The sequence below is a fragment of the Paraburkholderia tropica genome, assembly GCF_014171495.1.
In the GTDB taxonomy this organism is placed as follows: domain Bacteria; phylum Pseudomonadota; class Gammaproteobacteria; order Burkholderiales; family Burkholderiaceae; genus Paraburkholderia; species Paraburkholderia tropica.
In genome coordinates this window covers 223,464-249,581 of the sequence record NZ_CP049134.1, presented here as the reverse complement: position 1 = coordinate 249,581, position 26,118 = coordinate 223,464, and the positions used below count along the sequence as shown (strand labels likewise).

Below are 26,118 nucleotides of genomic sequence, written 5' to 3'. Positions count from 1 at the left end.
ATGAAGATGGCTAGCTGCCGTAGTTGCGGCAATTCAATCTGGAACACGACGAAAAAATGCCCGGTATGTGGCACGAAGCAACGCGGAGCCAGAGCAAACGCCCGCAGGGAAAACGCTGATCCGAACGGGCGCGACGTGTCGGGCCTGTACCTGCTTCTCTTCGGTTTCTTCTACCTGAAATACAAGGGATGGCACCGGGCTGCACTCGCTCATTTCCTCATGTGCTTCTTCATGATGGGAACTATGTGGCTCGCTCTTCCCTTCTTCGCAAAGCGGTTTGTAGATCACTTCGAAGACCTGTGAATAATATGAAAAACCTCACCATTGCTGCCCTGCTGTTCGCCGTATCCACCGCCGCCTTCGCCGATGGTCCCGCATTCAACTGCGCGAAGGCATCGTCGAAGGTCGAAAAGATGATCTGCGCAGATCCGACGCTTGCGTCTGCCGACTCGGTGAACGCCGACATGTACAAGGAAGCGCTGCAAACGACCGATAACCAAAACCGCGTCAAGCAGGAGCAGCGCCAATGGTTGAAGGTGCGAAACGCGTGTCAGACCGCCGATTGCGTCGGGAAGGCATACGACACGCGATACAACCAGCTTCAACACGAACGGCTCGTGAATAGCGGCGCAGTCAACCTCGATGGATCAACCGGCCATTGACGTTGCCGATCTCAACGAGGTGGCGATTAGGCCACCGGCTACAAACGGATCACCGATCCGACCAACGAACCAGGGCACCCCGCCCTGGTTTTTTTTCGCCTATTGAAAGCGAACACCCACGAGGATCAAATGGCCGACAGACACGAAATCCCGACCAACAATCCGTACTCTGAATTTGCGTTCCCGCTCATCGAACTCGGACGAGTCGTTGTCACTCGCGCCGTACTCGAACACCTCGAACATACCGGTTCCGATATTCAACCGTTCCTGCATCGTCACGAACATGGCGACTGGGGCAACGTCTCAGCAAGCGATGCCGAAGCGAACTTATTGGGAGCCATTCACGGCGGGCGCACATTCTCAGTCTATGAGGTCGCTGGTAAGCGTGTTTGGATCATCACGGAAGGCGATCAGTCCTCGACCTGCGTACTATTTCCGAGCGAATACTAAAACGAAGACGAATGGACGCAACCGAACAAATCGAAGCCGCTGCCGAACTGATCCGAAACGCGACCGGACTTCTCATAACGGCTGGCGCAGGTATGGGCGTCGATTCCGGGCTGCCCGACTTTCGCGGCGAAGATGGCTTCTGGCGTGCGTATCCTGCATTGAGGGCCGATGGCATCTGCTTTCAGGATATCGCCAACGGCGAAGCATTCAAAGGAGATCCGATCCGAGCGTGGGGGTTCTATGGTCATCGGCTCAACCTCTATCGGCGCACCGTTCCGCATGAAGGGTTCAACATTCTGCGTCGATGGGCTTCTACGAAAGCACACGGCGCGTTCGTGTTCACCAGCAATGTCGATGGACAGTTCCAGAAGGCTGGCTTCGAAGAGAACCGGATTCTCGAATGCCACGGTACGATCCACCGCCTGCAATGCGCGCAGCCATGCTCGCACGAAACATGGTCGGCAGACGATCTGCATCCTGAGGTAAACGACGAGCATTGCCGCTTGCTATCGGAGCTACCGCGATGCACGAAGTGCGGCGAAGTCGCGCGACCCAATATCCTGATGTTCCACGATTCGGAATGGAACGACTACTGGGTGCGAACACGGCGTATGCGATTCGAAGCGTGGCTGTTGAGCGTCGAACGGATGGTCGTTGTTGAACTCGGCGCGGGCCGCGCTATTCCGACCGTTCGCAACGTTGGCGAGAGAAGCGGATCGCCAGTCATTCGGATCAATCCGCGCGAGTACGGGATTGATCCGAAGAAGGGCCTTGGCCTTGGCTATGGTGCGTTGGATTCGTTGAGAAAACTCGATGCAAAAATCGGGGAGCAATCTAATAGTCAGACATTCATTTGATGCTGTGTCAAGAAGGCTCGCCATCGAGCTTTCGCATCTTCATCCAAATAGACGTTCGGCGAGTCAATTTCCAAAATCGACTCAAACATCGGTGATGCCGAATACAGGTGCGATTCGCGAATTTTAGAACCAAAGCCCCAATCCCGTATAACAACCAACCGGTTGTGATAAGCCTGCATCTGGAAGCCGCTCACCTTGCTACTTCTCAACCGCGGATCAATCGATATCGAATCGATCAATTCACGTGGATTGATCTTTACCTTCAATACGGAAACGTCTTTTGCTGCGTCGTTGAGCAGTACGATTGGGCGTATCTCCTGCTCCGCCTCATACGCATCTCGCTTCAACGAAAGGAGCGAAGCAACGCAATCAGATGTCTTTCCAAAGTCTGGACCGTTGGCATATATTCCGCCCACTCGCCGACTCAGCAAGCTATCGGACACGTATTCAACTTTACTCAGGTAGAGACGCTCGAACGATGGTGTATTCTTCAAGCTGTGCGCGATGGCGTCGTGAAGCTTACCCACTGTGGTAGATATCTGAACAGCTTCATTTGCGTGAGCTGCGAGGTCGAAAATGTCCACTTCGCCTTTTGCAGGCGAAAGCTTCGAATACGCACGAAGCATTGTGTCGGCCATGTCCTTCGTTGTCCAAGACATCGAAAACACCTCGAAGTTGCTGCCGTCAAGTATTTTCCTAGCCCTAGCACCCCTTCCGTCAATAACATCCACCTGAATGGGTCGATTAATCAACTCGTAAGGATCGTCCCAATTCTCTGGACGAACCAGCGCAAGGTTCTCGTCTACGAGCAAATCCCGAATCCAACGCCAAGGTACGAATCGGTAGATCGGCGTATCGCGATCCAAGCCTGTCGTCATGAAGCAGCGGTTAATTGTAGTCGTATCATTTTTCTGATCAGTAGTCACACCATTCCCTTCAAGTAATAAAAACCTACCGCGAGTACTGGCTCGCGACGCTATGGGGACCAATTACGTCCGAATCACGACGTCGCAATACCCATTGTTGCAAACATCTCGTCGACGCTCGCATAGCTAGTCCACGGCCCACGATCTGCATTCAGAATCGCGAGCACGGTTTCATCGGAGTGACCGGTAACGTTGTTTCTCGCGATTCGGTCAAGGACATCACGATAGCGTCGCCTCCGTTCGGCGCTCGCACATTTGATGCGCTTCTCGACAGTCATGGTGACCATCTCCCGCTCTACAGAACATCAGCGAATCGACTGGCTGAAACAACAAAATCGACTCGCCGACACATTACTCGTCACCGTACTTTCTCAGCCAACTGTCCCACGATTCGAACCGAGTTCGATACGTAAATCGTTCGAGTTTGTGTCTCGCACTACTCTCTTGGTAGTCGTCGTTCGTTCGCCCACCGATAACAATACCCCATACATCGATGTCCTTCTGCGGATCTACATTTAAATAGCCACGAGGCCCCAGAAGGGAGTTATAGATCGTTTCCCCTCCCTCAACCCTACGACGAATAGAGTGGGCGTCCATCCTAAAGGATTGGTAATTTTTATCGATGAAATCAAAGCGATCGCGAATTTGGCCTGATGCGTCGCTGATCGACTTTGCGACTGTTCCATCTGCATTCAGGAACCCAAAATCAGCCCCTTTGACCTCTAACAGAACCACATCCATTCTTGAGCGGTCTGTAAATACTGCGAAATCCACAGACCCACTCCCAATCGGGAATTCGGAAAATGCTATGTATTCGTCCTTTATCGCTGAAGGAACACAGGTTTTCGCAATAGCAGAGAGATTACGCTTAAACTCGGCCTGAATCTCTCGTTCTCCCGCACCCCGACTAACCAGCTCAATTATTTTTTCCATAAAATTTCAGCATCGAAAAATTCAACCACCCTCCCATCCGGCCATCCCAACGCGATTGCCGTCCTCACTCATTAACGGCTGTTCACTTCATAACTGAAGCCTTCATGAATGTCTCACATCACTTTTTCAACATTTGTCACTTTCTCAACGGCGGAACAGGTAAATCTACAGAACATCGGCGCTGATCTGCCTCAACCGGATAGGATTGTCTTCGACATAACGGGCCGTCATCGCAATCGATGCATGTCCCATCAACGTCGATACCGCTTTGATGTCTACGCCCTTCTCAATCAGGGTCGTCGCAAACGTGCGCCTCCCAGAATGGCTCGATGCGCCCTGCATACGAGCCTTCGAATACAAGCGATGGAACAATTGCTGTAGCGTGTTCGGAGTGAACTGCCCGCCTTTCTGCGAACGGAATAGCGGCGCATCGTAGTTGAACGCGATCCCATCGGTATTACGACGCTCATCAAGATAGTCTCGAATTGCGTCGGCCACTTTCGGATTCGTCAGGTAGGCGTGTCGTTGTTTGTTGCCCTTCGTCATCGAACCGTCGAGGTTGATTTCGCCCAGCAGTTCGCCATCGATGTTGAGCACGTGGCGGATTCGAAGTGCCGCCATCTCTTTCGCACGTAGCCCGAGGCCAAACGAGCAGTATAGAAGGGCGACGTTTCGTTTCGCGTGGACTTCTTTCTTCGCTGCGTTGACGACGCGACGGAACTCTGATTCGGTCAACACCTTTGCCTGACCTTCCCGCACAGATCACCCCCAAGAATGTTTACAAAGTGTTCGATTGCCTAACTTTATAAACATACTATCCAGCCCTTGGGGCCTCGTACACTGGCAGGATGGCTCAGGCGTTCGGAATGTTTACCTTTTGTATTTAGTAAACATTCCGCCGGTTCGAACAGGCTGGCATGAACGGATCCAAGGCCAGCCGTCCGAAGTCGTATCAGGGGACAGTCGGGCGTCTGACCTGAAGTAGCGCAAGGAAATCGCTGTCTGTGCCAGCAATGGGTATCACTATTCGACCGGTTGGTTGTCGATAGAATAGAAATCGACCTCAACGCCAGCTTCTCGGAAAATGTCGAAGGCAACCTTTCCAGTCTTGTGCCACTTCGAACTTTCTGGAACCGATTCTGGGCTCAGCGCTACGACACGCTTTACCCCGGCCTGAATGATTGACCCAGCACACCGTGCGCAAACGGGTTTCCCCCAAACATAGATGGTGGAGCCCGATGCGCGAGAGCCAGCGGCAATCAAAGCGTTTTGCTCTGCATGGACAACCAATTCGAGTTTCATATCGTTGTCGGCGAGTCGTTCGGCGGAATCCTCCACGCCCATAGGAAAGCCGTTATATCCAATTGAAACATCGCCACCTCGTTTCGCGAACACGACGGCGCCAACCTTAGCATTTGGATCTTTCGACCATTCGGACACAAATTTCGCCAAATCACAAAACCGAGCATCCCATTTTTCCATGGGCTTCGAATCAATACGCAAATTCACAATATCCCCGTTTATCTGATACGCATTAATTAGGTTCGCGCGAATGCCTGTTGTGGCTTTCGTGCGATTACAGAATACAACGATACGATTGATTTCGGCCACATACATTTCGCGCTTTTCGTTCGGCAAATCAGAACTGGTCCGATAGCGCGGGCCCCACTCCCTCCCCGCGAGCCTAACAAGTCGTGGGACGAAGTAAGCAGACCGAAGACCAGCCGCCCAGATCGCCGTCAGGGACGGCCGGGCGACTGGCCGGACAGGTCAATTCAGGCTGGCCGGGACGCCGCCCCTGAACTGGCTGTCGATCGTATTCGCATACGGGCAAGTAATCAGTTACTCTGTCTTGGCGATGAGCGTAGTCAACGTTTTAATCTGCGACCCACCATATAGCCAGTGAGCAAACCTTCGGACTGGGAGTGATCATGGAGAAACTGAACGGACTGGGATCGAAAGGGCTAGCTGTTCTAACGTTGCTCGCCGTAGTCGGTTTGACTACGGGTGGGCAGTTCTTTTCACTAGCCGACAAGGCGCCTAATCTTCAACTAGCACCGGCGGTAAGTACGCTCCAGTCGCTATCATCGGCCTCCGGTAAGACGGTGAACGAGTTCATGACGGCTCGTGATGATTTTTACAAGCGAACGATGGGGCATACTCGAAAGCGCGTAGATGTCGCGATTGACATATACAAGCTCACTGCACTTCAAATTCAATATCTGTCGTATTTTTCGTTTGCGTCGGCACTCATTTTGGACGAGGCAAACACGCTTGATCTTCTCGACAACAGATCGAAAAGTGAAATCGGTGAATCGAAAGGTGGTGCTCAGCTTCTAAATTCGCTCAAGGACCTCCTTGCTATCAAGCCCGCGCTGGCGAAATGCATTTCGGACGTAAAATCTAGGAACTCGGCAATCGAGCAGGCTTTTAATAATCCCACAGCAACCGATTCAGCCGTGAAATTTGACGTTGCAACACTGAATGGAACGGTTGATACGATTCGAGATCGAAATTCTCAATGGTTGAAATGCCAAGGTAATTTAGAGAAATTCGATCGAAGCTTAGGTGCATTAGTGGCGTCCAACCCGATGATCTTCGATGAGTTAGATAAGCAATCGAAGCGAGAAAAAACAGAACAGACCATGTTGCATTCGCTATGCACCATGCTACTGGTTGTAGCTGCGGCAGGTGGTAGCCGGTTCGCCGCCATACTCAACGATATATTCAGCAAATAGAACGGCAGGGCAGACCGGCCAGCCGCCCAGATCGCCGTCAGGGACGGCCGGGCGACTGGGCGGACAGGTCAATTCAGGCTGGCCGGGACGCCGCCCCTGAACTGGCCGTCCACTGGGTCAGGCCTGATGTACAAAAATGCAGGCAGGCCCAGTACGTGGTATTCGTAGGGGATACTACAATTTCACAGGAAAGCGCGACATTTTTGTACAGCGTCAAGCCCGATCCACCGCCGTGACGCCCCACACCTTGCCCCAGCCTTGCCGGTCCATGCTCTCGGCGGTGTCAACTCGCGATCAACAATAGCTTACACGCAGAAAATTGGTTGACACCGACGGCTCGGCCACGCGGCTAGGCGCGCGTGTGGTCAATCAAAATCGCCGCTTACGTCATATCCTTCGGCCGGGCCGAGCATTCAAATACTGACGAGTATTTGTTACGCCAAAGTGCATCCTGTACTACTGCCTTTAGACGGCGCGATTTTGCCTTTTTCAGCAGAGCGTCGATGGTGTCTTCGTTGACAAAAATCCAGTGGGACTTGCCCGACTCAATCGAAATGGGACAGCCGTCTTCGATACCATGAAGCGCCAAATCGGAATTACACCAACCGAGACGCGTTGGAAACTGTCGAAACTGGATCATGTGCTGAACGTAATCGGAAAGCGTCGGGGCGGTGTACGGATACAGGAACGACACATTAGTGATATGTGCCGTTTGGGCCGATGGATTTTGAATGGATATCCCGACGCCACCCTTCGTTGTGCCATCAACGGTCTCCACTGCGACGACGAGCTTAACTCGGACATTGGAACGGGTGCGCAAATAGTTCCATCCTGCTACCGCGCTCGACAGAACCGCACCATAAATCGCCAGATAGTCTGTAAGTCCCACGGTCACCTTGCTCGACTGACAACGGCGCGATAACCGGAAGACCGATCACCTGCACCCGGTTGTAATGACGTAGCCTTCGATACAGCTACGCGTCTATTTCGCGTTATGCTCCTCTAGTTTAACCGCGCCGCCAATAGCACCATAGGGGGCGAGGCTGGATAAAGGGAAAGGGGCTGCGGCCCAAATCGCCGTCAGGGGGCGGGTGGGCGACGCGGGGCAATAGTTCACTGTCCGGTCCAGACCGTCTCAGTAGGCCGATATCTATAACGTACTGATGGAAATATATTCGCTCGGTGAAAAAATGAACCCAACCATATACGAGCAGTTCGGCAATGATCAAGGTCGCTTTGACCAACTGAACAACCTGCTTTCAAATCGGGGGTGGATCTATCAATACGATCCGTGTTGCTCTCTGCAACCCGACGCCCTGCGGAGTCTTGAGCGTGAGGATTTCTTTTTGCTCTGGGATCAATTTTATCCGGATCAAACGCGGCCTAAATACACGCTTGATATCGAAGCCTTTAAGGCAAAGGACATGGATTGGAAGTATTTTTTAGTTGACCGAGTTCAATACCCAGATTCGAACTCACTTAAGAGGGCATTGACAACCGCCAAGCAGTTATAGTCGGCCGCCTCAAGCGGTGTCAACTCGCGAGCGACAATAGCTTACACACAGAAAATTAGTTGACACCGCCACTGGCTATGTCTGCCTTGGCCTGCTGCTCTGCATCCTCCTGTACCTTGATTTTATTCAAGCGGGCTTCCTCTTCGATTGCGAATCGTTGCCGTTCGTTTGCCAGCTCGTCCAGCTCCTGAAGCGTAATGCGTTTCGCCAGCAATTTCGAATCGACGCGACGTTCAGGCTCAATTTTCAGGTCAAGCGAAAGAATGACTGAGCCATGTAGGGCTTCGCCAGCCATTTCCTTGCGTTTGATCTCCATGTCGATTGCCTTGCCCATTCCGGCGATGAACTTCTCCTGCATGTCCTTGATGCCATCGAAGCGGCCACCCAGTTTAATGGCCTCGCGAATCATCTCCAGGTCACCCCACGATACTCGTCCGAATTTCAGTTCCATTGCAGCCCCTTTGCCGCAGCACGCGCAGCAGTTTTTTTCATCTCTTTATTCTTCACCGCGCGACGAGTCGGCGTAAGTGCTTCGATTGTTGGGACGAAGCCAACGTTAATGCTCATGCGCGAATCGATGATTTGCTTGATGCGATGCCACGTAGCCTGCTCCAAACGGTAGTAATAGGTTTGCACGCCGTTCGGCTTGCGGCGTTCGGCCTTGTCGAACTTCAGGCCGATCAAATCGATTACGTCATCGAGTTGATTCTTGGCCTTCGTCGCAACGTCGCGACGAACGCTGATATCGAACAGATCTTCGATCTTTCCCGAACGTTTCTGACAGCACTCCACGAACTTACCAAGGGTCTTCTGAGTGACCGCGACATCCAGTTGGATGTCGCCGTGCTCATCAGCAAGACCGGCTGCGTTCAGCAGTTCCATCAGCAGGAATTTCTTCGCAGCCTCGTTCTTCGAATCCGAAGCGAAGAAGCCGTACTCCTTCTCTGCGTCGGCACGCTCGCGAATATGGTTCATAGGAGACAGATACGTTTCCATCAGGCGCACCTTGTTGCGATAGCGTCCGTTATCGTCCAGCATCAACAAATCAGGCGAAATTTCTTCGCGGTAGAACGTTTCGATCTTGTAGCGCTCCATGGCCAACTCCCTCTCCGGCCCGATGACTACGCCAGTCGAACTCAGTTCGAGGAATTGTTGATACTGCTCGTAATCGATAGGCGCAGCGTTGCAGACCTCATCGATCTTGCGAGCCTTCACAGCACCGCGAGCGTCATCCAGAAGTCCCTTGCCGATCTTGCGCGAATCGACATCGGACTCAACAGAGATAACCTCCCAGCCGTTATGCTGGCGCAGTTCGATCAGGTTTTCGCGCAGACGATTCTTCGACGCACGCTCAATCGACTTAACATCAGCGTACATACGAAGGTACTGATCATCTACCTCTGCCGTACCGTCTGCACGATAGCCGTTAAACGCCTCGTTCATCGCGTCGGTGTCGATAACTTCCTCGCGGATCACGTTGGGATCGGTTTCGAACGCGAAGCGTTCGGGCGTAACCCACAGGCGAATCTCACCCGGATTGCGCACGCGCGACAACTGCTGGTCCATGTCGAAGTGCGTGTTAATGCGCGCATCGAAGAATCCGAATACCGTGTCGATGCAGCGTGCGCCGTGCTCGAAGGTGATGTCGATGCCAGTGCCAAGCGTCGGCGACGCAATCGTCACGTCATAGTCCAGAATCGCTGTATCGATATCGCGAACGAAATCGGCAACCTCTTGGTGACGAACGGTATTCGCCGTGACCAGCATCACCTTCTTGCCGTCGCCGAATTTATCGTTGATCATTTGAGCCAGCACGTCAGCGCGGCTCTTCGAATTGGTGGCGATATAGTGCCGTCCACCTGCTGCAACGGCTTCGATCATGCTCTGGATCAAGTGCTGCTCGTTGTCGTAAGCATAGACGGGACAAACGCTGTCCTTGTACGTGTTGACGTAGAAGCGATAGTCCATACCGGCATCGACCGAATTGCAGATCGTCTCCACCGTAATGGGACCGAGGTCAGCGTCGGACACGATGACCGATTTGGCGTTGCGCAGGTAGAACAGGAACGACCCAACGCACTTGCGACGTTTCGCCTTCAGCGTGCTCCCCGTCAGATGCGAGACGACCTGCTCGGCCTCGTCAATGATCACCACATCGTAGCGATGCGCCGTCGGCTTCAATAAACGGCCCATGCTATCGATGCAGATAGCGTAATAATCCTCGGGCTTGTTGTTGCGCTGGCCCTTGCCATCGAAGTAGAAGTAGCAGGTAAGGTCAAGACGATCCGCGAGGCTACGCAGCAGAGTTTGGCGATGGCCGATCAACAGGACAGACTTTCCCTGCTCGCGGCACTGCTTGACGACATCTTCGAGCCAATGCGTCTTACCGGTGCCCTTGGGGCTACGCAGAAACGTTACCCCCGGAATGAACGGAATATCGGCGTCGGTCACGTAGCGTTTCGAGAAAACGAAATGACGCTGGACATCAATCGTAACCGGCTCGCCGTCAACATCACGGCGTTCGCGGTCGTTCAGATAGAACGGGTCTTCGTTGCACTGCAACTCGCGAACGATACGCTCAGTATGGAAAAAATCGAATTTTTCGAGTTTCTTCCATTGCGCTGAGGGAGGCCAGAACGAAGCACAACACTTCTGGCAACGCACTCCGTTCACACCGTTGCGATTGGTCACCACGAATGCGCTCGGATTTTTGTCGTCGTGAACCGGACACTTGATCGCCGTGCGCGTAGGTGCATCTTTCAGAGGAATCGTGCGACCGCTCGCCAGCTCCACCCACTGGTCCACCTGCAAATCCTGCTCGAACCGTTGGAGCGCGGGAGTATGCGCAACACCGCGTTTGTCGGCGCTGTGATCGGACACGCGCTTCATACGACCAAGAGCGATGATTTTTTCAAGCTCGTGGTCGGGCAGTTCGTTGCCGAGATTGATAGGGTTCGAACCCTTCGAGCCAAAGAAGAGGCGGCAAGCGTCCTGACATGCAAGATCACCACCGAGGATGCGTGCCGCGCCGATATAGGCTGCACGCATCTCGGTTGCATCGCAGATCATTCGACGCAGTTTGAAGACAACGCGGAAGCGATTCTCCTTCTCCGTATGGCCAGGCGTCGTGTAGATCAGCAGGGCATTTTGCTGGATGAACGGATTGTTCTGCGCGTCGTCCAGCCGACCGTCATCGACATCCACTGCAAGCAGATTGGTCCCGATGAAATGCTTTTCCGAACGGTGCTTCTTGTGTTGGGCACAAAACGAATAGCCCTTATTGATAAATTCGGCAAGCTCTTCCGGCGTCAGTTCGACGTTTTCGTAGCCTGTCGCGGCGAATTTCCAAAGGGGCGAGTTCTTGTCTTCGATCTTGTTGACGAAGTGCGGGTTCACCGCAGTTTTGACTTTATCTGCCATCGTATTTCCTATCTTTATAGACGGAATCGTGGCATGACGATTCCGCTTCGCTGGGTGAGGGTCGAGTTACCAGATCGACCGTCGCGAAGGTCAGCAGGAGGCCGTCATTTCATTGGTAACGGCGCGAAGCGGTGACGACCGCCCTGCTGGCTTGCGACAGGTCTATTTATTGTGGTTATGCAGCGATACCGCCGATAGCCGCCCACTGGGCCAGTTGGCTTTCATAGTGCTGGGAGGACAACTGCGCCAAACGAGGAAGCCGCTTTCGATTCTCCTGCTCATCGTCGAAGTCCCAGTCCTCCACATTCGGCCAGTCATACCGAGTACCCTCTATGTGAGTCGGCGGCTTCTGCAGATAGCTGTAGTCATACAGTTCATTCATCGCAGCCTCCCCGCTAATTTTCATCTTCTCCGCATATACGTCGAACGCGACACAGCCGATCCCTTCGCAATCGATAGGCCCTTGACCCCAGTGGGTATGCAAATGGTCGGGGTCTTTGAGTACGGCTTCGTACACTGTTCGCCCCTGCAAAATGAGGCCACGCCGGAAATCGGTGAACCCGTCATCTCTGCATCCGCCGTTCAACAGATACGCAGCACCCCAGATACCCCAACGAAAGGCGTAGCCTTCCATCCAGAGAAAATACCGACCGAACTCCCTGACCTCGCCCAACGGAAGCTGGCGAAGAATTTCCCCAAGCGAAGACATGGGGTCATTAGATTCTTTGCACCGCGCCATGATTTCCCAAAATTTATCAATGTTCATATGCATTCCTATTTGTTTTAAGTTGTTTTCGATTGTTTAGGCTGGACTTCAGTAGCTCAAGCCGGGTTACGATCTACAACAGTGGTGAAACGAAGAGGGCGGCAATACGGGCTCGATGTACAACGGCCAGCACTTGCCGCCAGCGAGAAGATTATTTCTGCATTACGCGGTGCGCGACCTTGAAGCGACCGACAAATTTCCACCCCTGATACTCACCGCCGAATTGCGTGAATTTTTCATCGATCTGCTTACAGAAATTGACCAGGTCGTGAAACGACTTGTGTCCTTCAGAGCAAAAATTCACCTCCCAAATTTCGTCCTCGACATGAACACACAAGATGTAGTCACACCCCTTATCCTTCAGCCATTCTTCGAAAGAATCGTCAAGTCCCGTGGAATTAATCACACCCCAATGGTAGACTTTCCGAAACTCTTTCGGCTTCGCACGGCGCTCACGCATCTCCGCAAGCAATCCCGCCACGCTAATAGCGTCTTTACCCGTAAGCGTGCCCTGCAGTTCGTTGAGCCACATCCAGCAATCCGGATCGCGAACAAGCTCAGGTTGAACACAGTTGCGGAGAATCGATTCAACGGCAATATTCATACATTCACCTTCAATTTTTTTGTTTATAAATCGGTGTACTAATCAAAGTTTTTTGATGTACATCGTTTGGTTCAGTCTTCTAGTCGTGGTTTAGCTGAGGTTGGAGACGACAGCTTCGTTGGAGGATTCGGAACCGGCGTGAGCAGCATCGACTGCGGCCACATTAGCAGCGGTCATCTCCGCGCCACCGTCCGAAACCGAAGGTACGTGTCCGTCCGCTGTCGTGGGCGCATCGTTCGAAGCAACGTCCGCGACGTTCGAAGCCAGAGCCTCGGCGGCAACGGAAACCGACGACGATTCAGTCTTGCTCTTCGTGGCAGCTTTCGCGGCCTTTGCTGCCTTCTTGGCTTCGTCGTTTGCAACCCATTCCGGGTTCAGATAGCGCGGATCTTTCTTCGTTTCCGGCGTCAGCCAAGCGGGGCAGGCTCCCTTGCCGGAGTGCGTCTCGCCCGTCTCAGGGTTGCGATATTTGGGAATCGAGGGTGCCAGCGACTTCTTCGGCTGCGTCGCGTAACCCAAGTCTTCCGGCGCGATACCGAGTGCAGCGATCCGAGCCTTCAGTTCTGGGATGGCGATGACGCGCTCTTGCTCACGAAGGCTTTCACGCTGCTCATTGAGAGCGTCCATGCGCTGTTTGATAGCGGCGGCCTCAGCTTCGTAACGCGCGAACTCCGCTTCGATCTTTTGGTAATCCGTGACTGCGGAATGCGGGACTGCTTCGATGGCGGCGGGCGTTGCAACGATTTCCGTGCCAAGCTGTTGATAATTCTGCATAAATCCTCCGATTGGGTTGATGGTTTCGTATCGGGCAATCTCCGCTGTTTCGTTGATTGCTTACGATGTAGCCATTTTTCCAATCGGAAGACTCCGGCGGAACGAACAGATCAAATCCGGAATCGCGATCTGATTTGTTCCTGGTCGCTACTTCTTCGGGAAGACGCCATGAATGGTGTTCGCGACGTAGGCATCGAACTGCGCCTTGTACCGTGCCACCTGCTTTTTGAACGAATCCAACTCCAGCATACTCAGCGTTCCGTTCCGCAAGCGCTCCTCCTGATCCGGCTCCAGTTCCCAATCGAAACCGAGCTGGCTCTTCAGTTCGAGCGCCATGACTTCAAGTGCGGTCCCGGCATTCGAATCAGGAAACCAAACGTGTTGTCGCGCCGCAGCATGAACATAAAACGATTTCTTTACAGTCAGAAAGGTGCTCTGATCGATCCTGCCCGCTGGCGCATAAAGTTCATATTTGGGCTTTGGCGTGGTACGCAGGTCGGCATAGTTCTGCTCGATGAACTCCGTGATGGCTCGCAGTAGGTCACTCTTAGACGCGGTGGTTGGAATTTGGATGGCGATGGCCCCGTGTTCGACATCGGCAGTACGCGAGAGCGTCTTCACCGCTGGTTCACTGGTGAAAAACAGGTGCCGCCGATCAAACAGCCATTCCGGCCACGACGATTCGTTTTTGTACAACCGCTTGCCGTGGTGGATATCGCCCCAGTCCTCGTACAACTCTGCGATGCGCTCGAACCGGCTTTCCAGCATTGAGCAAATAGCCGCGTCGTCATCGCGGCGGGCGTCGCAATACGCCTTGTAGTCAGCGTTTTCCTTGAAGTACCGATACCACCACCACAGCCAGTCGCTTGCGGTGTCATTGATCGTGAAATCCGGCTTCGTTTGTCCGTTTGTGGATTCCGACAAGTGTGTGAGTCGGAACATCAATGCGATCTGCTCGGAATTCGCTGCCACGGTAGGTCCGACACCCAAAAGAGATCGAATCTAGCGCAGCCGGTTCCGAATCGACAAGGGTTGAGCTCAAAGTCCCGCAGAGAGTCGTCGATAAATACCGATGCATGCCCGAACATCTTCGGGCGCTAATCGTAGACAACATGGACAAATTCGAACGACTAATGGCAGCGTTTGCCGAACAAAAAAGACGCTGGGCGGAAAAGTACGGCTGTTATGACCCGGCGCGAGAGTACCCGACGATGGAAGAGGTAATGCGCCGCGAGGTCGAAGGCCAATGGACCCGCGAAGCTAGCGCATGTCGATAGTGTCGCGTCGAGTAATCTGAGAAATCTTCATGCTTCAGGACTCAAGGAGGATGTGCGGAGCTAATGGCGGGCGGCGCTAGCACCGACCGCGTGTGCTGCGGTCAGGAGCCCTCGTGTGCCGTCCCCGGCGATTTCGATGCACGCTCATCTAGCCGCTCCAGCGCGCCGAACGTTGTTACGTAGGCGGCCAAACCATGCGCGTCCCGCGGAACTTCAAGGTCTAATAATTCTGGATTTTCGAAGTTTGGCCGGATCGTGCGAATGGTGTCACTTCGTGAAATCATCGTGAAAAATCGTTCGCTTACGTTCGCGGTCAGCTTCAGTCTGCTTGCGATGTGTTCATTAACCGCCTCCGCATCGCTTCCTATGCTCACAAGGTGCGCACGCAACTTCTCAACGAACTGTGGTTTCTCAATGTAGCCGCCAGGGTACATGGCGACTCGAACAATTAACCGCCTTAAATGCTGGCTCAGCCGCGCGCGGACGTCGTACAGTTCGTTGCCTTCTAGTTCGCTCATTCGTCGAAGCAAGCCGTCAATCGATGCTCGAACGGCCGAAACGTCAACCGTCGCATTCGCGCGAAGATCGTATTTCTGCCGATTGTCATCCAGTTCGGCTTTGACCGTTGTCCGCTCTTGTTCCAACTGAACCATGCGTGTTTCGAACTGCTGAAATTTCGCGCCCGATTCAATGGCTTCGAGAATGTTCGCCTGTTTCTGCTCGTTGTCGGCAAGAGACGATTCGAGCAGCGCGATACGTGCGCTCAAGGCAGAAAGTTCGGACTTGACCGTATCGCGCATCTGAAGGAACGCATCGAAATCTAGCCCCTTGCAGTACGTGAGGACACTGCGTTCGAACTGCATGTACTCCCACGGAACATAGTGGCATCCCTTCCCAGCTTTTGCACGTGTGCATACCAGTAACTTTCCTCGCGGCCCATCATGTCCCTTGTTCACATACACCATCGACCCGTTGCAATAGCCGCAGCGAAGAAATCCGGAAAACAGATTCGAGAACGTCTGCCCTTTCCGACCTGCACTGTTCGTGCGGCGCGATTGCCGCGCCGTCTTCGCAAGAACGAAATCTTCGTCCGAAATAATTCGCGGAAAGTAGTCCGGAGCCGGATCGCCCTCGGGATACGCTTACCGTTGACGATCGTGTGCGGCTGGAACTCACCGAGCACTGCACGATTGTCGAGAATTTTTTTGATGTACGACGCGTGCCACTGATCTGCAGATCGAGTTCCCCAGTTCGACAAGCCTTGCTGGTTCAATCGGCGGGCGATGGTCTCTGAACCGATCCCGTCCTTCGACCATTCGAACATGCGCTGAACAAGCTCTACACGGTCTCGAACGAGGGTGTAGGCCGTTCTTTCGTCATTCAGTTTTAGCCATGCCGGTGCAATTTCGGTCAGTTTCGCGTCGCCGATTCTGCCGCGCTTCGCCTTCCACGCCTCCTTCAATCGCCGACTCTTTGTTAGCGATTCTTCGTGCGCACGAGACATAACGACAATCGAGATAATCAGTTCGGTAAATTGCTCGTTGATCTTTTCCTTGCTGTATTCACGGCCGTCAGCCAATGTCACCAGACGAATGCCGCGATTGATGATCGACATAAAGACTTCGAGTGCATCGGTAACCTTCGCTCGCGAAAGCCGGTCGAGCGACTCCACGAGCAGATACGATCCCGGCTCGACAGCACCGGAGTCGATGGCGCGGAGAAAGGCACCGAGTTCACCGTTCCGGATGTTCGACTTGTCAAATGCCGATACTCCGAGATCGCGGTACGTCAGGTTTTCATCAAGAGTCAGTCCATGCGCCTCAGCGTACTTCTGCGAGAGTTCAGTCTGTCTACGGGATGAGTCGCCCTTTTGTTGCTCAGGCGTCGAAAAGCGAATATACGAATACGCCTTGGGGGTCGAGGCTACAGGCACGGCATAGGTCGGTGGATACAGGGTGGCCTAATCTATCACAAGGCTATTTGCTATAGCCGCCTGGCTGGGCTTAAATGGCTGGATGGGTTTATTTGGCCCTACATCCTGATGGTCGGGCCGCCTGGCGCGGGCAAGTCCATGCTCGCCGCGCGCCTGCCCGGACTGTTGCCGCCGATGACCGACACCGAAGCGCTCGCGAGCGCCGCGCTGCTGTCCGCCAGTGCGATCGGCTTTTCGCCGCAGCAGTGGCGGCGTCGGCCTTTTCGCGCCCCGCATCACTCATCGAGCGCGGCGGCGCTGATCGGCGGGCGCAATCCGCCGCAGCCCGGCGAAATCACGCTCGCTCATTTAGGTGTCCTCTTTCTCGACGAGTTGCCCGAGTTCGACCGCCATGTGCTGGAAACCTTGCGCGAGCCGCTCGAAGCGGGCTCCATCACCATCTCGCGCGCGGCGTGGCAGACCGACTTCCCCGCCGCCTGCCAGCTCGTCGCGGCCATGAATCCGTGTCCGTGCGGCTGGCGCGGCGATCCGTCCGGACGCTGCCGTTGCACGCCCGAAGGCGCGGCGCGTTATCGGCGCAAGCTTTCCGGGCCGCTGCTCGACCGCATCGACATCCAGATCGAGATTCCTGCGCTGCCGCCCGCCGAACTGGCAGGCCGCGCCGCCGCGCCCGGCGAAGCCACTGCCGTCATCGCGCCGCGCGTGGCAGCCGCGCGCGAGCGGCAGATCGCGCGTCAGGGCAAGACCAACCGTGAACTGAGCGGACGCGAAACCGACGCCGTCTGCCGCCCCGACGCCGCCGGCGAAGCGCTGCTGCGCGAAGCGGGCGAGCGCTTCGGCTGGTCGGCGCGCGCCTACTATCGCGCGCTCAAGGTGGCGCGCACGATCGCCGATCTCGCGGGCGACTCCATGCCCTCGGCGGCGCACATTGCGGAGGCCGTGCAGTATCGCCGAGCACTCGCCGATCAGTAGTGCGCACGAATTGCGCGGCGCGAACGCTCGTGCGCCAACGCGCGCCGCGCATCGCGCATGGCGGGCCGAGGCGGCGCGAGGCCACTCGTCAGACGGATCAAAAAATGGAAGTCAAGACTTGACTTATGCACACAACGTCGTGTTGAGCCCGTTTTCGTGCACGATTCGCATTCAGCTGTCAGCCAAAACGCAAGTCATTGATTCTTCTAGATTTAACAAACTACGGGAAAGCCGCCCAATTTAACAAAAAGCCCACAGGGCGGCCTTTTGCGGCCAGCGACGCGGCTTTTTCCACAAAGTTACCCACAGGCGCTGTGGGTAACCCGTAAACCCTCAATCAAATCCGTGTGTTAGCCGGTAAACCCAGGAGAGCACATTCACTTCGCGCCGCTTGCGCCCGTCGCTCCGTTATCCTCAATACAGTTTGAAAGATTGGAAGAACTGATCGACTTGTTCGACGGGCGGCTGTTCGCGGCCCACGATCGCGAGCTGGTACGCATGGGCTCCTCTTGCGACGATGCGCGCGTGGATCGTGCGCGCTTCGGCCTTGCCGCCCGCGCTGCCGAAACCCGCCGGGTTGTCGGCTTTGCCTGTCAGATCGAGTTCCATGCCCTGCACGGCGCCGCCCGCCGCCAGCGGCACGTCCACCGCATGCGCGGCGGGCGGCGCGCCCAGATTGCGCGCGAGGCCGTCACGCAGGAAGTCGAGCGCTTTCTGCTGCGTCGCGGGCTGTGCGTCGGGCAGATCGAGCGTGCCGACGACGAACACCGCGCCGCCCACTTCGGCCGTCTGCACACGCATGCGCATGGGCGTGCCGCCGACGTCGATACTGCGCTGATCCGCGCCCGGCTTGGCGGGCAGGTCGACGCTATAGCCGCTCGCGCTATTCGCGACCGTGCGCCAGTCGTAAGTGGGCGAGCACGCCAGCACCCCGGCGACGAGCGTGGCGCCCGCCGCGCAGGCAGCGGCACGGCGCAGCGCGTTGCGCGTCCTGGCGCGCATATCAACATCGACGTCCAGCGAACCTGAAAGCCTGACGAAATTCGGGAAACGCAAACGTGACGGCATAAAAGTGCGGGATGACAGAAAGTGCGGACCATTATCCGCTGCGATGCCGGGCATGTGCCTGCCCAGCCGCTATGCCGGGAAATTCGGCGCTACAATGCGTTTGCTCGTGCGACACGCACGCTCGTGTCCGGGCCGTCCCAACGTAAGGGACATCGACTAGCAGTGTCTGCGGGTGTCAGTCCGAACCCTACCGGCTGCGACAGGCATATCGTAGAGCATCACGATGGGGCGCGAGCCTCGGGTTGCAACTGCTCAATGTCGCTATGCTTGCTTTAAGTAGTAGATGCGCCCCCACCAGGGTGCACCTTTTAGTGATAGCGGAAACCGGATGAGTAATCCTGGGACCGCACTCTGCATTGACCTGACTACCGTCAGGTCCCGCCCAGTCAGCGGCTTCACCTCCGCCGACTGGGCGGGGTGTCGTTTGCAATATTCCTCGGCCTCGGGTTGAGGTACATCGCTAGCCGATACGAGCGGAAGCTCGGTGTGTCATTGTTCGGCCTCGTCAGAACACCGATGAGGGTAGTGAACCTGCTGTGCGACCAGCAGTAGCCTAGGAAGACATGCGCCACTGGTAACGGTGGGGTGTGAAGCTCTTCTGACAAAGTAGCCCCCGGATTTTCCGGGCGGGCGACGGCCGTGAGGCGGTCGTCCCGGAGACTCCCAGCAGCAATGGGGTCGAGGAGCGAGGCTGACTGATACGGTTAATGTAAGTGAACTGCTGTTAAACCCCGTGAGCATTGCGATGCCAAAGCTGCTGATAGGCATCAACCAAAAAGGTATGTGGTTGGATAATCCGCTGAGCAATCGGATTACGTCGTCAATAAACCACCGGGGAATAGGCAGAACCTAAGTCAGTCGTGTGACATGCCGGGAACGTGGTAAGCCCGTACAGTTGCCTGCGAAGCATTGCAGGCAGGCGAACCGCAAGGAACGCTGTTGACCATGCGGGTATGGGAGGACGGAGAAAGCGAAAGGTATCCTGTAATGGGATGCATAGGGGTTGCGACATTACCTCACGCGAAAGCGGGCAGACTTCCGTCTGGTCTACCGTCGCAAGACGGCTGACTACCCTCTAGCGAAAATTGTGATTGCTGGCGGCTGCTTAGTCGTCAGTGCTGTCTTACCCCTCGCGGGAGCAAAACGCTCCCGCGAGGGACGTGCTGCTCTTCGCGCGGGAAGTCACTTCTTCAAGCGGGAGAGCAGCATGAGAGTATCTGTCCGAAAGGACGGGTCTGCGCTCTCACACGCGCCGGATAACTGGTACGCCATCGATTGGCACCGGGTTGAACGGAACGTGAGAGGGATGCAGATTCGAATTGCGAAGGCGACGCGGGAAAGCGACTGGCGCAGGGTGAAAGCCCTGCAACGGATGCTGACCCGCACGTTGTCCGCGAAGTTGTACGCGGTACGACGTGTTACGCAGAACCAAGGTGCGCGAACGGCTGGAGTCGATCGTGAACTATGGGATTCGCCTGAGAGCCGATGGGAAGCCATTGGCAGGTTGAAGCGGCGCGGATACAAGCCTCTGCCTTTACGGCGAGTCTTTATCCCAAAGGCCAACGGGAAGGAGCGCCCTCTGGGCATCCCGACCATGCGGGACAGGGCGATGCAAGCTCTGTATCTGCTGGCCTTGGAGCCGGTGGCAGAGTCGACGAGCGACCCGAACTCTTACGGGTTCAGGAGGAATCGCTCGACGGCGGATGCCATGTCTCAGATTTTCGTCACCATGTCCCAAAAGGTTTCGGCCCAATGGGTACTGGAGGCGGATATCAAGGGATGCTTCGACTGGATCAACCATGACTGGCTGCTGTCCCATGTCCCGATGGACAGGGGCATCCTTCAGAAATGGTTGAAGGCTGGCCTGATTTACAAAGGTCAGCTACAGGCGACTGAGGCCGGTACGCCGCAGGGAGGCATCATTTCCCCGACGCTGGCTAATGTGACGCTGAACGGGCTGGAGCGCGAACTGATTGAGCACCTCGGTGCGAAGTTGGGGATCGTGAAGGCGAAGAAGCTGAAAGTGAATGTGGTGCGGTACGCGGACGATTTCGTGATAACGGGCAACTCGCAAGAGGTGCTGGAAAGCGAAATCCGACCTTGGGTGGAAGCGTTCCTGGCTTACCGGGGACTCCAGCTATCTGAGGAGAAAACGCGGGTCGTTCACATTGACGACGGTTTCGATTTCCTTGGGTGGAATTTCCGCAAGTATTCGGGAAAGCTACTCATCAAGCCGAGCAGGAAGAACGTGAAGACGTTCTATCGCAAGGTGGCGGAAACGATCAGCGGAAACAAAACGGTGAAGCAGGAGGAGATGATCCGCCTGTTGAACCCGATGCTACGGGGCTGGGCGCAGTACCACAGTCCTGTAGTAGCCAAGCAGGCGTACACACGTGTGGAGCATCTTATCTTTCGGAAGCTCTGGCGATGGTCGAAGCGTAGGCATTCAAACAAGAACGCTGACTGGGTGCGGAAGACGTATTTCCACACTGTCGGCGGACGCGATTGGGTGTTCTCTGCACCTGTGGTTTACGAAGACGGCAGAAAAGGGTTGTTGGAGCTGTACCAGCTTAGCGGTACGGAAATCCACCGGCACAAAAAGATCAAAGGCGGGTTCGATCCCTTTGATCCGATGTGGGAGCAGTACGGCGAGCAGTTGCGGCAGGAGCGCATGTGGAACTCGATGCGCTACCGCAAGCAATGGGCCAAGCTGTACATGTCGCAAGGCGGGTTGTGCGCGCATTGTGGCTGTGCTCTAACGGACGATACAGGCTGGCACGATCATCACCTGGAGTATCGGGTGCATGGCGGCACAGATGCTTTGTCTAACCGGGTGCTGTTACACCCACACTGTCACCAGCAGGTCCACGCTGCAAAGGTCGCGGTAGCTAAGCCGGCTCCATTGCCGTGATGTAATGGGGCTTCGATCTGTATGAATGTAGGCTTGAGCCGTATGCGGTGAAAGTCGCACGTACGGTTCTTAGGGGGGCGCTCTTCCGAGAGGAAGGGTGCCTACCCTCCAAGATTTGCGAGTGCTTGCCAGTTGTTTTGCTGGAAGTTCTGCCAGACGCAGTCTGGCTCTTTCCGCGCCCGTGGGCGCTCGAGGCACCAACCCATGTCCGCATCCCCGAATTCCCCGAAGGCGCGCTCCGGCGCGCTGCGCAACATCGCCGCCGCCGTCGTGGTGCTGGCGATCGCCATCGCCGGCTACTTCGCGTTCTTCGGCAGCCAGCAGCGCGTGCCGGACGCCACCTTCACGCTGCTGTCCGGCCAGAAGGTCTCGACCGCCGACCTCAAGGGCAAGGTCTATCTGATCAACTTCTGGGCGACGAGCTGCGCGACCTGCATGCAGGAAATGCCGCAGATGGTCCAGACCTATAACCGCTACAAGGGCGAAGGCCTCGAATTCGTCGCCGTGGCGATGAACTACGACGCGCCGATGTACGTCGCCAACTACGCGCAGACGCGCCAGTTGCCGTTCAAGGTGGCGATGGACGACGGCTCCGCCGCGAAGCAGTTCGGCAACGTGCAGCTCACGCCGACCACCTTCGTGGTCGACCGCAACGGCAAGATCCTCAAGCGCTACGTGGGCGAGCCGCAGTTCGCGGAACTCGACCAGTTGCTGCAAAAGGCGCTTTCGACCTGAGATCGCCGCGCATCAGCCCAACGCCAATGAAAAACGGCAGCGAAACTCGCTGCCGTTTTTTTTATGCGCGCGGTTCGTTCTCGCCGCGCGCGACGAGCCCGTAACGCCGGATCTTTTCGTAAAGCGTGGCCTTCGCCATCTGCAGACGCTCGGCCGCCTGCGCGACCGCGCCGTTCGATTGCTGGAGCGCATCGGCGATCAGCGCGCGCTCGTATTGCTCGACGCGCTCCTTGAGCGGCAGCGCGTCGTCGGCGCCATTCGCGGCGGGCGGCGCGACATCGTCGGGAATCCCGAGCACATAGCGGTCCGCCGCGTTGCGCAATTCGCGCACGTTGCCGGGCCAGTCGCGCTGCGCGAGACGCATGCGGTCGCGTTCGGTGAGCAGCGGCGCGGGCCGCTGGTAACGCACGGCCGCGTCCAGCAGAAAGTGCTCGAACAGCGGCACGATGTCCTCGCGGCGTTCCGCGAGCGGCGGCAGCGCGATCGTCACCACGTTGAGCCGATACAGCAGGTCGCGCCGGAACGTGCCCGCCGCGACGTGTTCGAGCATATCGCCCTTGGCCGCCGCGACCACGCGCAGATCGACGCGCACCGGCTGGTTCGACCCCAGCCGCTCCAGCACGCCGTCCTGCAGCACGCGCAGCAGCTTCACCTGGAGCGCGAGCGGCATGCTTTCGATTTCGTCGAGAAAGAGCGTGCCGCCCGCCGCGTGTTCGAGCTTGCCGATCCGCCGCTTCGCCGCGCCCGTGAACGCGCCCGGCTCGTAGCCGAACATCTCCGACTCGAACATCGGCTCGGGCAGCGCGCCGCAGTTCACGGCCACGAACGGTTTATCGCGGCGCGGCGACAGTTCGTGCAGACTGCGCGCGATCAGCTCCTTGCCCGCGCCGGTGTCGCCGTTGATGATCACCGACGCATCGGTCGGCGCGACGTTCGCGATCAGCTTGCGCACCTGCTCGATCGCTGGACTTCTGCCGATGATGCGCGGCGCGAGCGCGTTCTGCCCCGCCAGCTCGCGGCGCAGCGCGAGGTTTTCGAGCATCAGCGTGCGGCGCTCCAGCGCGCGGCGCACGGTTTCGATCAGCCGCTCGGACGCGAAGGGCTTCTCGATGAAATCGTAAGCGCCGTCGCGCATCGCCTGCACGGCCATCGAAATGTCGCCGTGACCGGTGACGAGAATCACCGGCACGTCGGGCGCGCGGTCGTGGCATTGCGCAAGCAGGTCGAGCCCGCTCATGCCGGGCAGGCGGATGTCGCTGACGACCACGCCCGCGAATTCGGCATCGACGAGCGGCAGCGCGGCTTCGGCGTTCGCGAAACCGGTCGCGTCGAAGCCCGCGAGTTGCAGGCTTTGCACACCGGCGCGGCGCACCAGTTCGTCGTCCTCGATATAGAGCACCCGGCCGGGCGTCGTGTCGATCATGTTCGTTCGCCTTCCTGGTTGGAGGTGCGGGAGCTTGTGTCCTGCGGCTTCGGTTCGCCCATGCCCGCAGTTGCGCCCGCAGTCGTAGCCGCAGTGGCTCCCATGCGCGTGCGCCGCAGCGTCAGCACGAAGCACGCGCCGCCGTCCGGGCCGTTGTGCGCGGCCAGCGCGCCGCCGCAGTCGCGCGCGATCGACGACGAAATCGCCAATCCGAGCCCCAGACCCTGCCCCATCTCCTTGGTCGTGAAGAAGGGCTCGAAGAGGCGCGGCATGACGTCGTCGGGAATGCCGGGGCCGCTGTCGCGCACCGAGATCGCGAGCGTCGCGGGCAGCGCCTGAATGTCGACGACGATGCGCGGATCGGGCAGCCCCGCCACCGCGTCGAGCGCATTGCCGATCAGGTTGATGAGCACCTGTTCGAGCCGCAGGTCGTCGCATTGGGCGACCAGTTCGGGAGCGTCGCCGTGCGGATCGAGCGGGACCGGCGCGGCTTCGCCGTCGGTCAGCGTGAGGTCGACGCGCACGCCTTCGAGCCGCTTGCCGAGCAGCGCGAGCGCGTTACGCAGCGCGCGCACCACCGGCGAGCGCTGGCTTCTCGGCTTCGCGCGCCCCACGAACAGCTTGAGCTGATTGACGATCTTGCCCATGCGCTCGGTGAGCGAGCCGATCGCCTCCAGATTCTCGTGCGCGGAATCGTACTGACCGCGCGCGAGAAACACGCGCGTATTGTCGGAGAAACTGCGCAGCGCGGCGAGCGGCTGATTCAGTTCGTGCGTAATGCCCGCCGCCATCTGCCCGAGCGCCGCGAGTTTGCTCGCCTGAATCAGCTCGTCCTGGGTCGCGCGCAGCTCCTGCTCGGTGCGCGTGCGTTCGGCCACTTCGCGTTGCAGGCGCTCGTTGGCCTGCGAGAGATCGGCGGTGCGCTCGGCCACGCGGTCGTTGAGCATCGCATAGGCTTTTTGCAGCATCGCGCGGCTGCGCAGCACTTCGCGCACGCGCGCGCGGCGCATGCGCCAGTAGAAGGCGAGCAGGCACAACGAGACATAGCCGAAGCCCGTCATGACGGTGGCGTTGCGCGCGGCGTCGAGGACCGGATCGATCGGCGACATCGTCACCAGATGCCAGTCGGGCTCGCCGAGCGCGCGGCGCGTTTCCAGATAGCGCGGCGCGCGCAGGCCGCTGCCGATGCGCACGATGTCGGCGTCGCCGGGCAGCACGCGCTCCACGCTCGCGGGCAAGGGCGCGATGTCCTGGCGCGCGTACTGGCGCGTCTGGTCGATCGAGCGGACGATCTCGGCGGGCAGCGGGCGCACCGTGCGGTACTTCCACGCGGGCACGGAAGACAGAAAGATCACGCCGTGATCGTCGGTGACGAGCAGCGGCTCGGACGCATCCGAGCCCGGAAACCATTCGAGATTGAGCTTCACCACGGCCACGCCGACGATCTTCTCGCCGCGCCGCACCGGCTGCGAAATGTAGTAGCCCGGATCATGCGAGATCGTGCCGATGCCGAAGAAGCGCCCCACATTGCCTTGCGCGGCCTCGATGAAATACGGGCGAAAGCGGTATTCGCTGCCGACGAAGCTGTCCGCGCCACGCCAGTTGCTGGCGGCGATGCAGCGGCCGTCGGCGCCGATGATGTAGGTCGTGGTGGCGCGCGCGTGGCGGTTCACATCCTCGAGATAGCGGTTCGCCTCGGCCACCCATTCGGGGCGCGGATCGGCCAGCACGTCCTGCACGAGCGGATGTGCGCCCACCAGATACGGCAGCGATTCGTAGCGCTCCAGCGTGCTCTTGAGCGCGGCCGTCGTGCGGTCGCCGCGCACGGCGGCGTTGCGGCGCAGCGCGTCGATGCCGGTCTGCCAGGCGAGCGACCACGCGAGCGCGCAAACCACCGCGAGCCCGACGGCGAGCACGATGAACACAATGAGACGGCGCGTCACGGAGGTGGCTTCCGGAGAATCGGATGGGGATGGAGAGAATTGTGGCACACGCTTACCGCGCGAGGCGGCCGACGGCTTGAGCGGAAGGGGAAAAGAGGCGCGGCGCGCCGCAGGGGAACAGCGCGCCGCCCAACGGCACGAGGCCGCCAAAGGACATGATGCTGGGTGAAGCGGTGATACGGCCGGTGAGACAGCCGGCACTACAGCGGTTA

At 57.2% G+C, this 26,118-nt stretch carries 24 protein-coding genes and 2 pseudogenes; 8 read left to right on the top strand and 18 right to left on the bottom strand.

The window, feature by feature from the left end; translation table 11 throughout:
* The first annotated feature begins 245 nt into the window (after window positions 1-245).
* The 3 genes from G5S35_RS01145 to G5S35_RS01135 all read left to right on the top strand — a co-directional run bounded on the left by G5S35_RS01145 (window position 246) and on the right by G5S35_RS01135 (window position 1,969).
* Window positions 246-662, top strand: a complete 417-nt coding sequence (locus G5S35_RS01145) for a lysozyme inhibitor LprI family protein (RefSeq protein ID WP_183038491.1) — start codon at window positions 246-248, stop codon at window positions 660-662.
* Between the two features lie 129 nt (window positions 663-791).
* A complete protein-coding gene (locus G5S35_RS01140; RefSeq protein ID WP_183038490.1) occupies window positions 792-1,112 on the top strand; it encodes a hypothetical protein in 321 nt (106 codons plus the stop codon).
* Window positions 1,113-1,123: 11 nt separating this feature from the next.
* Window positions 1,124-1,969 carry an SIR2 family NAD-dependent protein deacylase gene (locus G5S35_RS01135; RefSeq protein ID WP_183038489.1) on the top strand — a complete coding sequence of 282 codons (846 nt, stop codon included), beginning with the start codon at window positions 1,124-1,126 and terminating at the stop codon, window positions 1,967-1,969.
* On the opposite strand, the gene G5S35_RS01130 is transcribed toward G5S35_RS01135, so the two are convergent.
* The 5 genes from G5S35_RS01130 to G5S35_RS01110 form a co-directional block, all read right to left on the bottom strand.
* Complete coding sequence (locus tag G5S35_RS01130) at window positions 1,954-2,895, bottom strand: hypothetical protein (protein ID WP_183038488.1); 942 nt, start codon at window positions 2,893-2,895, stop codon at window positions 1,954-1,956. The genes G5S35_RS01135 and G5S35_RS01130 overlap by 16 nt on opposite strands.
* Window positions 2,896-2,969: 74 nt before the next feature.
* On the bottom strand, window positions 2,970-3,173 hold the full coding sequence (locus G5S35_RS01125; RefSeq protein WP_183038487.1) for a hypothetical protein: 204 nt from the start codon (window positions 3,171-3,173) through the stop codon (window positions 2,970-2,972).
* 73 nt (window positions 3,174-3,246) lie between these two features.
* The gene (locus G5S35_RS01120) at window positions 3,247-3,828 is read right to left on the bottom strand and encodes a Shedu anti-phage system protein SduA domain-containing protein (RefSeq protein WP_183038486.1); all 582 of its coding nucleotides are present in this window, start codon (window positions 3,826-3,828) and stop codon (window positions 3,247-3,249) included.
* 165 nt (window positions 3,829-3,993) lie between these two features.
* Complete coding sequence (locus tag G5S35_RS01115; RefSeq protein ID WP_202034988.1) at window positions 3,994-4,566, bottom strand: tyrosine-type recombinase/integrase; 573 nt, start codon at window positions 4,564-4,566, stop codon at window positions 3,994-3,996.
* A 285-nt stretch (window positions 4,567-4,851) separates the two neighbouring features.
* The gene (locus tag G5S35_RS01110; RefSeq protein WP_202034987.1) at window positions 4,852-5,445 is read right to left on the bottom strand and encodes a deoxycytidylate deaminase; all 594 of its coding nucleotides are present in this window, start codon (window positions 5,443-5,445) and stop codon (window positions 4,852-4,854) included.
* Between the two features lie 314 nt (window positions 5,446-5,759).
* Here G5S35_RS01110 and G5S35_RS01105 point away from each other — a divergent pair, with 314 nt between their 5' ends.
* Window positions 5,760-6,566 carry a hypothetical protein gene (locus G5S35_RS01105; RefSeq protein ID WP_183038484.1) on the top strand — a complete coding sequence of 269 codons (807 nt, stop codon included), beginning with the start codon at window positions 5,760-5,762 and terminating at the stop codon, window positions 6,564-6,566.
* A gap of 382 nt (window positions 6,567-6,948) precedes the next feature.
* On the opposite strand, the gene G5S35_RS01100 is transcribed toward G5S35_RS01105, so the two are convergent.
* Window positions 6,949-7,455, bottom strand: coding sequence for a hypothetical protein (locus G5S35_RS01100; protein ID WP_183038483.1), 507 nt, complete (start codon window positions 7,453-7,455; stop codon window positions 6,949-6,951).
* Window positions 7,456-7,729: 274 nt separating this feature from the next.
* Between G5S35_RS01100 and G5S35_RS01095 the strand changes: the two genes are divergently transcribed.
* On the top strand, window positions 7,730-8,080 hold the full coding sequence (locus tag G5S35_RS01095; protein ID WP_183038482.1) for a hypothetical protein: 351 nt from the start codon (window positions 7,730-7,732) through the stop codon (window positions 8,078-8,080).
* 55 nt (window positions 8,081-8,135) lie between these two features.
* Here the strand turns inward: G5S35_RS01095 and G5S35_RS01090 are convergent, their stop codons facing one another.
* From G5S35_RS01090 to G5S35_RS01055, 9 genes and pseudogenes are all read right to left on the bottom strand, one after another.
* Window positions 8,136-8,531 (bottom strand): hypothetical protein, encoded by a 396-nt coding sequence (locus G5S35_RS01090; protein WP_183038481.1) that lies wholly within the window; start codon window positions 8,529-8,531, stop codon window positions 8,136-8,138.
* Entirely contained in the window at window positions 8,522-11,500 is a 2,979-nt protein-coding gene (locus tag G5S35_RS01085) for a plasmid replication protein, CyRepA1 family (RefSeq protein ID WP_183038480.1), read from the bottom strand. The genes G5S35_RS01090 and G5S35_RS01085 overlap by 10 nt, the downstream gene beginning before the upstream one ends.
* Before the next feature lie 175 nt (window positions 11,501-11,675).
* Window positions 11,676-12,266 carry a DUF4240 domain-containing protein gene (locus tag G5S35_RS01080; protein ID WP_183038479.1) on the bottom strand — a complete coding sequence of 197 codons (591 nt, stop codon included), beginning with the start codon at window positions 12,264-12,266 and terminating at the stop codon, window positions 11,676-11,678.
* Window positions 12,267-12,417: 151 nt separating this feature from the next.
* On the bottom strand, window positions 12,418-12,870 hold the full coding sequence (locus tag G5S35_RS01075; protein WP_183038478.1) for a ribonuclease E inhibitor RraB: 453 nt from the start codon (window positions 12,868-12,870) through the stop codon (window positions 12,418-12,420).
* Between the two features lie 90 nt (window positions 12,871-12,960).
* The gene (locus tag G5S35_RS01070) at window positions 12,961-13,644 is read right to left on the bottom strand and encodes an H-NS histone family protein (RefSeq protein WP_183038477.1); all 684 of its coding nucleotides are present in this window, start codon (window positions 13,642-13,644) and stop codon (window positions 12,961-12,963) included.
* A gap of 147 nt (window positions 13,645-13,791) precedes the next feature.
* Window positions 13,792-14,616 (bottom strand): hypothetical protein, encoded by an 825-nt coding sequence (locus G5S35_RS01065; RefSeq protein ID WP_183038476.1) that lies wholly within the window; start codon window positions 14,614-14,616, stop codon window positions 13,792-13,794.
* Window positions 14,617-15,022: 406 nt separating this feature from the next.
* On the bottom strand, window positions 15,023-15,784 hold the full coding sequence (locus G5S35_RS01060) for a hypothetical protein (RefSeq protein ID WP_237181311.1): 762 nt from the start codon (window positions 15,782-15,784) through the stop codon (window positions 15,023-15,025).
* Between the two features lie 27 nt (window positions 15,785-15,811).
* Window positions 15,812-15,886: pseudogene (locus G5S35_RS40240) on the bottom strand (hypothetical protein); the annotation flags it as partial.
* Window positions 15,874-16,854 (bottom strand): recombinase family protein, encoded by a 981-nt coding sequence (locus tag G5S35_RS01055; protein WP_183038475.1) that lies wholly within the window; start codon window positions 16,852-16,854, stop codon window positions 15,874-15,876. The pseudogene G5S35_RS40240 and the gene G5S35_RS01055, both read right to left, overlap by 13 nt.
* Before the next feature lie 99 nt (window positions 16,855-16,953).
* Between G5S35_RS01055 and G5S35_RS01050 the strand changes: the two are divergent.
* Window positions 16,954-17,826 (top strand): annotated as a pseudogene (locus tag G5S35_RS01050) (YifB family Mg chelatase-like AAA ATPase); the annotation flags it as partial.
* A gap of 414 nt (window positions 17,827-18,240) precedes the next feature.
* Here G5S35_RS01050 and G5S35_RS01045 read toward each other — a convergent pair.
* Window positions 18,241-18,828 (bottom strand): hypothetical protein, encoded by a 588-nt coding sequence (locus tag G5S35_RS01045; protein ID WP_237181310.1) that lies wholly within the window; start codon window positions 18,826-18,828, stop codon window positions 18,241-18,243.
* A 1,273-nt stretch (window positions 18,829-20,101) separates the two neighbouring features.
* On the opposite strand from G5S35_RS01045, the gene ltrA reads away from it, so the two are divergent.
* Window positions 20,102-21,805 carry a group II intron reverse transcriptase/maturase gene (ltrA, locus tag G5S35_RS01040; protein WP_074981440.1) on the top strand — a complete coding sequence of 568 codons (1,704 nt, stop codon included), beginning with the start codon at window positions 20,102-20,104 and terminating at the stop codon, window positions 21,803-21,805.
* Window positions 21,806-22,009: 204 nt separating this feature from the next.
* Complete coding sequence (locus tag G5S35_RS01035; protein WP_065062093.1) at window positions 22,010-22,540, top strand: TlpA disulfide reductase family protein; 531 nt, start codon at window positions 22,010-22,012, stop codon at window positions 22,538-22,540.
* Window positions 22,541-22,601: 61 nt separating this feature from the next.
* On the opposite strand, the gene G5S35_RS01030 is transcribed toward G5S35_RS01035, so the two are convergent.
* Together G5S35_RS01030 and G5S35_RS01025 are read right to left on the bottom strand one after the other, a co-directional pair.
* Window positions 22,602-23,963: a sigma-54-dependent transcriptional regulator gene (locus G5S35_RS01030; protein ID WP_065062091.1), complete on the bottom strand. Its 1,362-nt coding sequence runs from the start codon at window positions 23,961-23,963 to the stop codon at window positions 22,602-22,604.
* Entirely contained in the window at window positions 23,960-26,056 is a 2,097-nt protein-coding gene (locus tag G5S35_RS01025; RefSeq protein ID WP_420874518.1) for a sensor histidine kinase, read from the bottom strand. The genes G5S35_RS01030 and G5S35_RS01025 overlap by 4 nt, the downstream gene beginning before the upstream one ends.
* Window positions 26,057-26,118 lie beyond the last annotated feature (62 nt).